This is a genomic window from Bosea sp. 124, from assembly GCF_003046175.1.
Classification (GTDB): domain Bacteria; phylum Pseudomonadota; class Alphaproteobacteria; order Rhizobiales; family Beijerinckiaceae; genus Allobosea.
This window is the reverse complement of sequence record NZ_PZZM01000001.1, coordinates 5,273,332-5,286,240: the sequence shown is the minus strand read 5'-3', so window position 1 is coordinate 5,286,240 and position 12,909 is coordinate 5,273,332. Positions and strand designations below refer to the sequence as shown.

General features: G+C 68.0%; 11 protein-coding genes. 3 read left to right on the top strand and 8 right to left on the bottom strand.

Annotated elements, in window-relative coordinates; genetic code table 11:
- The first annotated feature begins 33 nt into the window (after positions 1-33).
- The 3 genes from gcvA to C8D03_RS24990 all read left to right on the top strand — a co-directional run bounded on the left by gcvA (position 34) and on the right by C8D03_RS24990 (position 4,197).
- Entirely contained in the window at positions 34-951 is a 918-nt protein-coding gene (gcvA, locus tag C8D03_RS25000; RefSeq protein ID WP_181301240.1) for a transcriptional regulator GcvA, read from the top strand.
- Positions 952-1,105: 154 nt separating this feature from the next.
- Entirely contained in the window at positions 1,106-1,915 is an 810-nt protein-coding gene (locus C8D03_RS24995; RefSeq protein ID WP_108050692.1) for an enoyl-CoA hydratase/isomerase family protein, read from the top strand.
- Positions 1,912-4,197 (top strand): CaiB/BaiF CoA-transferase family protein, encoded by a 2,286-nt coding sequence (locus tag C8D03_RS24990; protein WP_108050690.1) that lies wholly within the window; start codon positions 1,912-1,914, stop codon positions 4,195-4,197. Before C8D03_RS24995 ends, C8D03_RS24990 begins: the two co-directional genes overlap by 4 nt.
- Positions 4,198-4,305: 108 nt before the next feature.
- Here C8D03_RS24990 and C8D03_RS24985 read toward each other — a convergent pair whose 3' ends face one another.
- The 8 genes from C8D03_RS24985 to C8D03_RS24950 all read right to left on the bottom strand — a co-directional run bounded on the left by C8D03_RS24985 (position 4,306) and on the right by C8D03_RS24950 (position 12,908).
- Positions 4,306-5,193, bottom strand: a complete 888-nt coding sequence (locus C8D03_RS24985; protein WP_108050688.1) for an ABC transporter permease — start codon at positions 5,191-5,193, stop codon at positions 4,306-4,308.
- Positions 5,193-6,140: an ABC transporter permease gene (locus tag C8D03_RS24980; protein ID WP_108050686.1), complete on the bottom strand. Its 948-nt coding sequence runs from the start codon at positions 6,138-6,140 to the stop codon at positions 5,193-5,195. Before C8D03_RS24980 ends, C8D03_RS24985 begins: the two co-directional genes overlap by 1 nt.
- A 43-nt stretch (positions 6,141-6,183) precedes the next feature.
- Positions 6,184-7,776: an ABC transporter substrate-binding protein gene (locus tag C8D03_RS24975; protein WP_108050684.1), complete on the bottom strand. Its 1,593-nt coding sequence runs from the start codon at positions 7,774-7,776 to the stop codon at positions 6,184-6,186.
- Positions 7,777-8,111: 335 nt separating this feature from the next.
- Positions 8,112-9,650 carry a class I adenylate-forming enzyme family protein gene (locus C8D03_RS24970; RefSeq protein WP_108050682.1) on the bottom strand — a complete coding sequence of 513 codons (1,539 nt, stop codon included), beginning with the start codon at positions 9,648-9,650 and terminating at the stop codon, positions 8,112-8,114.
- An 8-nt stretch (positions 9,651-9,658) separates the two neighbouring features.
- On the bottom strand, positions 9,659-10,453 hold the full coding sequence (locus C8D03_RS24965) for an enoyl-CoA hydratase/isomerase family protein (protein ID WP_108050680.1): 795 nt from the start codon (positions 10,451-10,453) through the stop codon (positions 9,659-9,661).
- Between the two features lie 4 nt (positions 10,454-10,457).
- Positions 10,458-11,150, bottom strand: coding sequence for an ABC transporter ATP-binding protein (locus tag C8D03_RS24960; protein ID WP_108050678.1), 693 nt, complete (start codon positions 11,148-11,150; stop codon positions 10,458-10,460).
- On the bottom strand, positions 11,150-11,908 hold the full coding sequence (locus C8D03_RS24955; RefSeq protein WP_108050676.1) for an ABC transporter ATP-binding protein: 759 nt from the start codon (positions 11,906-11,908) through the stop codon (positions 11,150-11,152). Before C8D03_RS24955 ends, C8D03_RS24960 begins: the two co-directional genes overlap by 1 nt.
- Positions 11,895-12,908 carry a branched-chain amino acid ABC transporter permease gene (locus C8D03_RS24950; RefSeq protein WP_108050674.1) on the bottom strand — a complete coding sequence of 338 codons (1,014 nt, stop codon included), beginning with the start codon at positions 12,906-12,908 and terminating at the stop codon, positions 11,895-11,897. Before C8D03_RS24950 ends, C8D03_RS24955 begins: the two co-directional genes overlap by 14 nt.
- Position 12,909 lies beyond the last annotated feature (1 nt).

Here is a 12,909-nt window from a genome sequence, read left to right as displayed (position 1 = left end):
TACGCAGAATTTCATGAGAAAAACTCAGAGCAGATGACACGCCGATTGCCACCGCTGAACGCCTTGAGGGCCTTCGAGGCCACCGCCCGAAACGGCAGCCTGACGCGGGCTGCGCAGGAATTGTCGGTCACGCAGGGGGCGGTGAGCCGGCATGTCACCCAGCTCGAGAGCTGGGTCGGCGTCCGGCTGTGCCTGCGTCTGCGGCGCGGCATCGAGACGACGCCGGAGGGGGCAGCCTATGCGGCGGCCCTGCGCGCCGCCTTCGACCAGATCGAGGCGCAGACGCAGCGCCTGCGGGCGCGCTCGAATGACAACACGCTGCGCATCAAGCTGCCGCCGACCTTCGCAATTCGCTGGTTCGTGCCGCGGCTGGCGCGGTTCCACGCGCTGCACCGCCATATCGACGTGCAGATCACGACCTCGCACCAGCCGGTCGAGTTCGAGCGCGACGACATCGACCTGTGCATCCACTCCGGATCGGCTCCGCTTCCCGGCGCGATCTGCCGCAAGCTGTTCGGCGAGATCCTGTTGCCGGTCGGCAGCCCGGGGCTGTTTCGCGCCGCGGCGCCACGAGAGCCCGCCGACCTCGCCCGTTTCGTCCTGCTCTGCTCGATGCACCGGGCCGCCGACTGGCCAGACTGGCTCAAGGCGGCGCAACTCGACACCGTCGACGGCAACAACGGGCTGAAATTCGAGAACTCGGCCCTGGCCTATCAGGCCGCGATCGACGAGCTCGGCATCGTCATGGCGCAGCGGGCCTTCGTCGAGGAGGATCTGCGCACCGGCAGGCTCGTCGCGCCGCTCCCGCTCCGGGTGCGCACCTCCAACGCCTATTACCTCGCCTTCTCGCGGGCGCGCCAGAATTCGCCGCTGATCCGGGCCTTCGAGGAGTGGATCGTCCAGGAGACCGCCGAGATGGAAGAGACGGCGGAGATGGAGGGGGCGGTGTAGGCCCGCAGGCGATCGGGCACCGTCGAAGGGCGCCGTACCGCGTCGCGTCTCGTCTAGCTTGTCCCGCGGAGCCCGGTCGACGGGCTAGCTTTCCGCCATACACAATGCATAATATATTTGTGTTGACCGCCGCAGGATAAATGACGCCGTGACAATGACTTCCAGTGCGGGCGACGATCTCGTCCAGTTCGAGGATCACGGCGCCTATGCGCTGCTTCGCCTCAACCGGCCCGACAAGCGCAACGCGATGAATTCGGCCGCGCGTCAGGCCTTGCTAGCCCGCCTCGGGCAGCTTCACGGCACGCACAAGGTCGTCGTCCTGACCGGCAACGGTCCCGGCTTCTGCAGCGGCGTCGATCTCAAGGAGGCAGCCGAGGCGGAGGCTACGGGTACCGACTATGCCCGCGAGGTTCCCTCGCGCGAATGGATCTCGGTGCTGATGGCGATCCACCGCCATCCGGCCGTGTTCATCGCTGCCGTCAACGGTTTCGCACTCGGCGGCGGAAGCACGCTGATCCATGTCTGCGATCTCGCGATCGCGGCCGACGAGGCCGAGATCGGCATGCCGGAAATGGGCTTCGGCACCTATCCCGGCATGGCCGGGCCGGCGGCGCAATTGCGCCTGCTGCCCAAGCATGCCGCCTATATGATCCTGACCGCGAGCCGTATCGACGGGAAAACCGCCGAACGCTGGGGCGTGGTCAACAGCAGCGTGCCCCGGGCGCATCTGCTGGAGGAGGCCGATGCGCTGGCGCGCCGGATCGGCCAGTTCGACGCCACGGCGCTCGCCGAAAGCCGCAAGGCGCTCAGCCTGATTCCCGGCCAGATCAGCGATCTCGCGACCGGGTTCGAACTGGGCCTGTCGACGAATGCCACGATCCGGGCCAAGAGCACGGCCCAGCGCGACGGCCTCGGCCGGTTCGCAGCCGGCGAGAAGAACCTCGGCCAGGGCAGGCAGTCTTGACGCGCCCGCTCGCCGGCCTGCGCATCGTCGAGCGCGCCGGGGCGGCGGCTCGGCCCGGCGAGCGCCTGGCGGTGATGCTCGCCGGCCGCATCGCCGCCGATCTTGGCGCCACGGTGCTGATGATCGAGCCGCCAGGCGGCGATCCACTGCGGGCAGGGGAGAGCGCGAGCGAGAACAGCGGGCTGTTCACTTTCCTCACCGCCGGCAAGCACTCGCATATCGCCGCGGATGGCCAGGCGCTTGGGCCCCTGCTGGACGGAGCCGATGCGCTGATCGCCGACGCCGCGACGGCCGCCCAGATCGGCGCGCCCGGCGCGGCACTGCCGCTCGATCGGCCGACAGCCGTGGTCGCGGTCTCGCTGCTCGGCGCCGACGTGCCGCCCGGGGTGCCGGCCAGTGAGTTCACGGTGATGGCGCTGGGCGGCATGCTCGACATCGTCGGCGATCCGGCGCGCGAGCCGCTGCGGCTCGGCGGACACCAGCTCGCCTATTCGGCCGGGCTTTCGGCACTGACCGGGCTCGTCGCCGCTTTGTGCCTGCCGCCACGACAGCAGGGCGGCGCGCGCGCTCCGGAAATCGTCCAGGTCAGCCTGCTCGAAACCGCGATCTGGCTGAACTGGAAGAGCGTGGCCTGTGCGGCGGCCGGCGAGCCGGTGCCGCGCCGCTCCGGTCAGGCTGGCGACTGGCCGGTGGTGCGTTGCGCCGATGGCTGGGTGGCGCTGGTCTATCAGGACGCCGATTGGCCGGCCTTGCGGAAGCTTGCCGGCGACGATCCGCGCCTTGCCGACCCGGCTTTCGCGACCGCCGCCGGGCGGCGTGGCCGCACCGGCGAGATCGGCCGCATCGCCGAGGAGCATCTGCTCAAGCTGACGCGGCACGAGATCCATGATCGCGCGCTGGCGGCGCGGCTGCCGCTGGGGCCAGTTTCCAGTGTGGCGGAGCTGATCGAGGATCCGCATCTGGTCGCGCGCCAGTTCTTGCAGATGGTCGGTGCGAGCGGGACAGGCGGCGCCGTGGCGATGCCGCGCCTGCCCTTGCTCTGGGATGGCGAGGTGCTCGCAGTGGGAGCCGTGCCGGCGCTCGGAGCTGAAGCGGACCTCTGCGATGACGCGCAGCCGGTGGCTGCGGTTGCCATGCCCGCGCGGTCGCGCGCCGCAAGCCGCGCCTTGCCGCTGGCGGGTTGCCGGGTTCTCGATCTCGGCATCATCACGGCCGGCGCCGCCACCAGCGCGCTGCTGGCCGATCTCGGCGCCGAGGTCATCAAGCTCGAATCGCCCGGCTATCGCGATCCGTTCCGGTTCTGGCAGGGCGATGACGGTGGCGTCGACAGCGATCTGCCGACCTTCTTCCGCTACACCAACCGCAACAAATCCGGCACCAGCCTCGACCTGAAGCAGGAGGCGGGGCGCGCTGCCTTCCTGCGGCTCGTGTCACAGTCGGACGTGGTGGTGGAGAATTTCCGCCGTGGCGTCATGACCAGGCTTGGCATCGACTATCCTGCACTCAGCGCGGTGAACGGGGCGCTGATCTTCGCGTCGCTGTCGAGCCAGGGCGAGACCGGCCCGGACGCGAACTACGTCTCCTATGGCACGACGCTCGAGGCGATGGCCGGTCTCGCCTGGCTCACCGGCTATGCCGATGGCGGCCCGGTCGTCTCCGGCAAGGATCTCAACTATCCCGATCAGGTCGTGGCGATCTTCGCCGCCGGCATGGTCGCCGCCGCCTGGCTCAAGCGCCGGCGGACGGGCGAGGGCGCCCATCTCGATCTCTCGCAGCGCGAACTCACCGCCTTCCTGGCGGGCGAGGCCTTCGTCAAGCCGCCGGAACCGCCGCGCCGGGGCAATGCCGAGGCCGGCTACTGGCTGCAGGACTGCTTCCTGGCACGCGACGGCTGGATCGCGCTCAGCGTGCCGCCGGAGCAATTGTCCGCGCTCGCGTCGCTGGGTCCCGATCCGGCCGGCTGGATTTGCGCGATGCGCCGCGAGGACGCGGTGCGGGTGCTGGCGGCGAAGGGCATCGCGGCGGCGCCGGTGCTCGACGGTGCCGAGGTGCTGGCCGGGCGCGGCACGCGCTGGCGCGACGCGCTGGCCGAGGGGCCAGAGAACCGGCTCGCCAAGGGCTTCCCGTTCCAGCTCCGCCATGCGCCGTTGACGGTCTTCGCCGACGCGCCGCATGTCGGCCAGGACACGGCGCGGGTGCTGGGCGAGGTCGGCGGTTTCTCGCCGGAGGAGATCGCGCGGCTCGTCGCGGCCGGCGCCGCGGAGTGCTGGCAGCGTCCCTGAGCTGTCGACGGCTTCAGCGGGGCGAGGGCGCTTCGTGCAAGGCGCCGTCGAAGGCGAAGGTCGCATCTGGCGGGCCGCAGACCCGCCATGACAAGGCCCGCCATGACATCAGAACCGCCGGGCCAGCTTCGGATCGAGCATGTCGCGCAGGCCGTCGCCGAGCATGTTGATCGCCAGGACCATGAAGCCCAGGAACATGCCGGGGAAGAAGATGATCCAGAAGGCGAGCTGCACATAGCTGCGGCCGTCGGACAGGATGTTGCCCCAGCTCGGCGTTTCCGGCGGGATGCCGACGCCGAGGAAGCCGAGATAGGATTCGAGCAGCACCGCGGAGGCGGCGACATAGGTTGCCTGGACGATGATCGGCGTCAGCGCGTTGGGCAGGATATGCCGGAACAGCAGGCGCGGCGTGCGCGCGCCGATGGCGGTCGCAGCCTCGACATAAGGCAGTTCGCGGATGATCAGCACGACCGAACGGACCAGCCGGACCATGCGCGGCACCTCCGGCACCGTGATGGCGATGATCACGGTCAGCAGACCGGGTTTCGCCACCGCCATCATCGAGACGGCGAGCAGGATGGCCGGAATCGCCATCAGCCCGTCCATGATCCGCATGATGACCGCGTCGAACCAGCGATACATGCCGGCGAGCAGCCCGAAGACGATGCCGATCAGGCTGGTGAGCAACGCGACGCTCAGTCCGACGAGCAGCGAAATCTGTCCGCCATAGACGGTACGGCTGAACACGTCGCGGCCGAGATTGTCGGTGCCGAACCAATGCGTCGCGCTCGGCGCACGCAGGCGCTGGGTGACGTCCAGCGCGATCGGATCATGCGTGGCGATCCAGGGTGCGAACACCGAGACCGCGATCAGCGCGGCGATCAGCGTGCCGCCGATCACGACCGTGACATGGCGCGCGGCGCCGCGGAGCAGCCAATGGGCGCGCTTCGGGGTGAAGTCGAGAGCGACCGGCGCCTGGATGTTGGCAGTATTCATTACGACAGACTTCGGATGCGCGGATCGAACAGCCCGTAGCTGAGGTCCACGAGAAGGTTGATCACGACATAGGCGAGCGAGGCGAGCAGCAGCACGCCCTGGATGACCGGGTAGTCGCGCTGCGTCACGGCCTCGATGGTCAGGCGGCCGATGCCGGGAATGGCGAAGACGCTCTCGACGACCACGACGCCGCCGATCAGCAGGGCGATGCCGCTGCCGATGGTGGTGACGATCGGGATCGCGGCATTCTTCAGCGCGTGCTTGAACAGGACGGGCAATTGGCCGAGCCCCTTCGAGCGAGCCGTCCGGATATAATCCTCGCCCAGCACGTCGATCATGGTCGAGCGGGTCATGCGCGTCAGCAACGCCATGAAGACGAGGCCGAGCGTCAGCGACGGCAGCACGAGATGGTTCAGATAGAGCGCCGGCCCCTGCGACAGGGGCCGAAAACCCTGCACCGGCAGCCAGCGCAGCTTGAGCGCGAAAGCCCAGACCAGCCCGTAGCCGATGATGAAGATCGGGAAGGAGAAGGCTGCGACTGCGAGTGCCATGATGACGCGGTCGAGCCAGCGCCCGACCTGCCAGGCGGCGACGATGCCGAGCGGGACGGCGGTGCAGACCGCGAAGGTCATGGTGGTCGCGGCCAGCGAGAGCGTCGGTTCGAGCCTCCCGGCGATCAGCTCGAGCACCGGCTTGCGGCTGAACAGCGACTGGCCGAGATCGCCGCCGAGCAGCCTGAGCACCCAGTGATAGAACTGGAAGACCAGCGGCTCGTCGAGGCCGAGGCTCCTGCGGATGCGCTCGAGATCCTCGGTGTGGGCGTGCTCTCCCGCGATCACCGCCGCCGGATCGCCCGGGCCGACCCGGATCATGATGAAGACGATGACTGCGACCACCATCATGACGATGGCGGTCGAGCCGAGTTTGCGCAGAACGAAGGCGGTCATGAGACGGCGAAGCTCCAGCGTGTCGGGTGGTCCCCGTAGCCGCTCATTGCTTCTCGATGTTCCAGTAGACCGGCACCCCGGCCTTCACCACGCCCTTGATGTTGGAGCGGAAGGCGATCGGCTGGACGTATTGCCCCAGGTTCAGATAGGGCACCGAGACGAAGGCGCGGGTCTGGATCGCATCGACCATGGCGCGGCGCTTGGTGGCGTCGGTTTCCTTGGCCCAGTCGGAGACCAGCTTGGTCAGCTCCTCGTCGCAGGGCCAGCCGACATTGGCCTTGGCGCATTGCGAGTTGAACCAGATATTGGCCAGCGGCGAGGCGACGTCCGGTCCGCCCGCCGAGGTGACGAACAGATGCCAGCCGCCCTTGTCCGGCGTATCGCGCTTGGCACGCCGCGCGGTGATCGTCGCCCAGTCGAGCGACTGCACGTCGAGGTTCATGCCTGCCTTGCGCATATTGGCGATCAGCACGTTCTCGGCGGCCTGGTATTGCGGCCGGTCGGTGGGCAGCAGGACGGTGATCGGCTCGCCCTTGTAGCCCCCCTCCTTGAGCAGCGCCTTGGCCTTCTCGAAATCGGGCGTCAGCCCGACGACCCCGGCCGTGGTCTCGTTCTCGGAGCCGCACATGAAGAAGGTGACGCAGCTCTTGCGATAGTAATCGGGATCGCCGACCACGGCCTGCATCGAATCCGCCTGGTTCACCAGATGCAGCAGCGCCTGGCGGGCCTTGAAATTGTCGAACGGCGGGAAGAGCGCATTCGGGCGCGCCATCATCTGGACGCCGAGCTTGTCGATGGTCAGCACCGTGATGTTCGGGTCGCTCTTCATCAACTGGACGAAGTCGAGCGGCGGCGCCTCGAAATAGTCGATCTCGCCGGCCTGCAGCGCCGACAGCGTGGTGTTGTTGTCGGGAATGTAGAGCCACTCGACGCGGTCGAGCTTCGCGACCTTGCCGCCGGCCAGATAATCGGCCGGCTCGTTGCGCGGGATGTAGGTGGGGTTGCGGACATAGACCGCCTTGTGCCCGGGCTGCCATTCGTCGCGCTTCATCATGAAGGGGCCGGAGCCGATGGGGTCGGTGATCTGCTTGTCGATCGGCTGTTCGGCGATGCGCGCCGGCATCATGAAGGCGGGGGCCTCGGCGCCGGCCAGCGCTTCCAGCACCAGGCCGAACTGGTCTTTGAGCTTGATCTTGAAGGTGAGGTCGTCGACGACCTCGAAGCCTTCCATGGCGCGGACCATGTGCTGGCCCATCGCATTGCGCTGGGCCCAGCGCTTCAGCGAGGCTACGCAGTCGGCCGCCGTCACGGGCGCGCCGTCATGCCACTTCATGCCCTTCCGCAAGGTGAAGCTGTAGCTCATCTTGTCGGGGCTGACGGTGAAGGTGTCGACCATCTGCGGCTTCGGCTCGAAATTCGAGTTCAGCGCGAACAGGTTGTCATAGACCAGATAGCTGTGGCGGATGGTGACATAGGCCGTCGACCAGGTCGGGTCGATAATCTTGAGATCGGCGTTGACCACGGCGCGCAGCGTCTTGTCCGACGCAGCGTCGGCGGGCGCAACGGCGGCTGCCAGCCCCAAAGCCAGCAACGAAGCCGACAGAACATTTCGAAGGGTGTGTCCAAAGGCCATCATGCAGTCCTCCCCGGTGTCGCATTCTGTTCCGGCAACGCGCACGGCGCCTCAGGCGTCGCGTCACGGCCGATGATGCATTTTATATGTTCAGACTAAGAGGACGTTCGTCCGGCTGTCAAGCACGCTCGGCCCGGCAAGTGGACGCGGTGATCCGGGCGCAGGTCGCAAGGACGCATGCACTCGCCTGATCGGCGTGCGGTCCGGCAACTCATGTCGGTGTGGTTTTGTGGACGGACGGTGTCCTCCCGGGCGGAATGCAGCGGCGCCGATCCGGGTCGAGGCCGTGGTTCCGGGAATGGCACGCTCTCACGTCGGCGGGCCCTGCGGCTCGGCCCCTACGGCGTGCGTGGCACGAGCCGGGGATGAGGGCCGTCGATCAGCTCGTGGGTCGCCAGCACATGCTGCCGCGCCGCGTTGTGGCTGACCTTCAGCATGGCGTTGCGCGGCAGGTCCTCGAAGGCGAGCAGCGCGCGCGGGCGCTTGTAGCTCGTCATCGCCGCGACGGCGCCGGCAAGTTTCGCTTCCCAGCCCGGCTGCGGCCGTTCGGCGACGGCGACGATGACCTCGCCCCAATATTCAGAGGGGACGCCGAAGGCGACGATCTCGCCGCCACCCAGCGCCGCGGCAAGCGGGCGTTCGATCTCCTCGGGCGCGACCTTGTAGCCGCCGGTCTTGATCATGTTGGCGCTGCGGCCGGACAGATGCAGGCGGCCCTGCGTATCGAGATAGCCGAGATCGCCGGTCTCGTGGAACCCGTCGGGCGGCAGCGGCTCGTAGCGGCCGCCAGTGGTGATCGTGCCCGCCATCATCTGGTGGCCGCGCAGCAGGATCTCGCCGACGTCGCCGGGCGCGGCCTGACGATCGTCGTCTGTCCTGATCACGACCTCGACCCCGGTCGCAGGCCAGCCGACACAGGCATCGGCGTCAGTGCCGCCCTCGGCATACCAGGCGTCGGTCTCGGGCGGTTCGAGCACGGTGATCGGGTTGACCACCTCGGTCTTGCCATAGGTGACGCGAATGACCGGGCCGAAGATGGCACGCGCACGGGCATAAAGCGTCGGCGACAGCGTGGCGGTGCCGCAATAGATCGTCTTGAGGCCAGGCAGCCGGCGGCCTTCCGCTGCCGCGACGATCTTGGCCAGTACGGTCGGCGGCGCGAACATCTCGTCGGCTTCGCCGCGTTCGAGGATGCCGAGGACGAGGTCGGTATCGACGCCGTCGAGCAGTGTCACCGCGCCGCCGAGGTCGAGATAGGCATAGGTCAGCAGCCCCGCGCCATGCGAGAACGGCGTCATCAGCAGCAGGCGGCTCTTCCGGCCGGGCTTGTGCGGCATCGCGGCGCGCTGCAGCAGGTTGGCGGCGAAGCGTCCGCCCTGATTGGTGACGATGCCCTTGGGCGGCCCGGTGGTGCCGGAGGTGAAACCGATCCGGGCCCAGTCCTCGCGTCGTGCGCGTGGGAAGCTGCCGAGGCCGAATGCGGCCGTGCCGATCTCCTCGATGCAATGGACTCGGGCGCCGAGCGTCTCGAACAGGCCGGCCTGCGCCCGCGTCGTCACGACATGGCGGATGCCGGCCAGCTCGACGCAATAGCGCAGATCCGCCTCGCTCAATCCGGGATTGAGCGCGACCTCGGCGGCGCCCGACATGACGATGCCGATGCTGGTCCACACCGCCGGGATGCCGTTGCGCACGAAGCTCGCGACGGGCTGGCCGTGCGCGATTCCAGCCTGCGTCACCGCCAGGCCGAGCGCTGCCGCCTTCGTCCCGAGCGCGCGATAGGTGATGGTGCCGGTGACGTCCTCGACCGCGATGCGATCGCCGAAGCGCTGCACGAGCGTGGCGAATTCGTTGCCGTAGCAGAAAGTGTCCGGCATGGGCGGCCTCAGCGGCCCTCGAAGCGCGGCTTGCGCTTCTCGCTGAAGGAGGCGACGCCCTCGCGCCGGTCCTGCGTCGGGATCATCCGGTTATAGGCCTCGATCTCGAAGAGCAGCCCGTCGGCGAGGCTCAGCGACAGGCCATGATGGATCGAGCGCTTCGCCTGCCGGATCGAGATCGGCGCGTTGTCGGCAATCGTTCCAGCGATTGCGATGGCGTCTGCGAGCAGGGCGGAGGGTTCACAGACGCGGTTGACCATGCCCCAATCGGCGGCCTCCTCGGCCGACCAGGGCTTGCCGGAGAGCAGGAGTTCCTTGGCGCGGCGCTCGCCGACCGCGCGCGGCAGATTCTGCGTGCCGCCGGCACCCGGCATGATGCCGAGCGTCACCTCGGGCAGGGCGAAGCGCACACCACGCGCCGCATAGATGAAATCGCAGCACAGCGCGACTTCACAGCCGCCGCCATAGGCCGCGCCGTTGACGGCGGCGGTGACCGGCATCGGGCAGTCGATGATGGCGCGCACCATGCGCTCGAAGATGTGGTGCTGGGCCTGCCAGGTCGCATCGGTCATGCCGTTGCGCTCCTTCAGGTCGCCGCCGGCGCAGAAGGCCTTTTCGCCGGCCCCGGTGAGGACGATGGCGCGGCAATGCGACGGATCGGCCAGCATCGTCTCGAACACGTCGAGGAGATCGAGCCCCATCTGCGTGTTCATGGCGTTCGAGGCCTGCGGGCGGTTCAGCGTGACGACGAGAACCTCCGGCGCAGGCCGGGCGATCAGGAGCGTGTCATAGGTCTCGCGCATCGACTTACAGGTACTCCTCGACAAGGGCGGCATCGCCGATATCGGCGACGCTGCCGCTGCGCCGGACCTCGCCGCCGCGCATGATGTAGCCGCGCGTCGCGAGCTTCAGCGCCGGGCGGGCCATCTGCTCGGTCATCAGGATGGTGGTGCCGCGACGCTGGATTTCGCGCACCGCATCGCTGATGCGCTGGATCCAGACCGGCGCGAGGCCGAGGAACGGCTCGTCGAGCAGCAGCAGCTTCGGATAGGAACTCATGGCGCGGGCGAAGGCGACGATCTGCTGCTCGCCGCCGCTGAGCTGGCCGGCCGGCTGGCTGGCGCGTTCGGCCAGGATCGGGAAGGTCGAGCTGAGCCAGTCGAAGGCCTCCTGCTGGTGCTTGCGCCCCATGCCGAAGGCCCCCGACAGCACGTTGTCGGCGACCGAGAGCGTGCCGAACACCCGTCGCCCCTCCGGCGAATAGCCGATGCCGGCGCGCGCGCGCTGGTCGGAGGTCAGGGCGCTGACGTCCTGGCCCCGAAAGCGGATGCGCCCGCCGCAGATCTGCGTCGCGCCGATCACAGCGTTGATCAGGCTCGACTTGCCGGCGCCGTTGGCGCCGATCAGCAGCACGGTCTCGCCCTCCTCGACCTCGATCGAGACCTTGTGGAGCGCGGTAATGCCGCCATAGCGGACTTCGATATCCTCGACCGAAAGCATCAGGCGGCCTCCTCGTCGTCGACGATGCCCATATAGGCGGCGATGACATCGGGCCGCGCCAGTACCTCGGCGGGCGCGCCCTCGGCCAGGATGCGGCCGGCGTCGAGCACCAGGATGCGCGGGCAGAGCCGTTTGATCAGGTCCATGTCGTGTTCGACGATCAGCACGGCGCAGCCATGATCGACCTGGGCCGCCTTGACGAAGGCGTCGACCTGCTGGCGCTCGCGCCGCTCCAGCCCGGCCGCCGGCTCGTCGAGCAGCAGCACGCGCGGCGAGGTGGTGTAGGCCAGGACAAGGCCCAGCATCTTCTGCAGGCCGTAGGGCAGCTTGTCGCTCGGTACGTCGAGGCGCGGGACGAGGTCGAACTGCCTCAGCATGCCGTCGAGCTTGCCCCAGATCGAGGGTGGGCTGCCGCTGAAGCGGATCGCGCGGGCGAGGTTCTCGCGCACCGTCGCGCTCTTGAAGGTGTTGGTCTGCTGGAAGCTGCGCACCAGCCCGAGCCGGCTCAGCGAATGGAACGGCATGCCGCCGATCTCGCGGCCATCGAGCAGGATGCTGCCGGCGCTGGGCGGAAGCTTGCCCGAGATCACGTTGATCAGCGTCGTCTTGCCGGCGCCGTTGGGGCCGATCACGCCCATCAATTCGCCCGGCGCCAGCGTGAAGCTGATCTCGCTGAACACGCGCAGGCCGCCGAAATTCTTCGAGATCGACCTGACGTCGAGCGAGCCGGCCCGGCCCGCCGCGTTATCCGTGCTCATGAGCTGCCTCCTTCACCGTGCCGACCATCGGTGTGGCGGCGGTCGCGCGGGTCTGCCGGAACAGCCGCCGATACAGCGCGGCCACGGTGCCGACGACGCCGCCGCGCGCGGCCAGCACGACGACCATGATCAGCAGCCCGTAGAGCCCTTCCGAGAACTCGCCATGCGTGCTGAAGATGCTCGACATCCAGACCAGGAGCGTGCTGCCCACCAATGGTCCGAGCATCGAGCCGCGCCCGCCGATGATGGTGTAGGCGATGTAGTTGACCGAGGATTGCGGCGAGAACGACGTCGGATGCGCGGTCAGCAGCATGTTGACCAGCGAGAAGCCGGCCATGCCGGCAAGGCCTGCGGCCACGACGAAGCCGATCACCTTGTAGCGCCAGACGACGAGGCCGAGGCTTTGCGCCAGCACCTCGTTCTCCTCGATGGCCGCGAATTCGCGCCGGAGATAGCCCGAGACGAGCGCGGTGATGACGGCTGCGGCGAACGCGACGCCGATGGCCAGCAGCAGCACGGATTTGTTGTCGGCGAGCTCGATGCCGAAGATCATGGTCGCCGGCATGCCGACGAGGCCGTTGGTGCCGCCGGTCAGGCCCGGCGTCTCGAAGATCAGCAATTGCAGGATCTGCGTCAGCAGGAAGGTGACGAGCACGAAATAGATGCCACGCAGCCGCAATACGAGGATGCCAAGCGGCAGCGCCACGATCGCGGGTGCAATGAAGCTCAGCGCTGTCAGGGCAAAGCTGTCGACGATCCCGCCCTTTAGACTGGCGATGGCCGCCGCATAGCCGCCGACCGCCATGAAGGCCGGCACGGCGAAGGTCAGCAGGTCCATGCGCAGCATGATGTAGACGCTGAAGGCCGCCGTCACCGCGACCGCGATCAGGTTATGCGTCGAATAGGCGAAGGGGCTGTCGGTGATGAAGGGGATGAGGAAGCTTAAGCCGATGATGGCGATCGCGGCGATCTCGCTGCCGAACTGGCTGATACGCGCCATG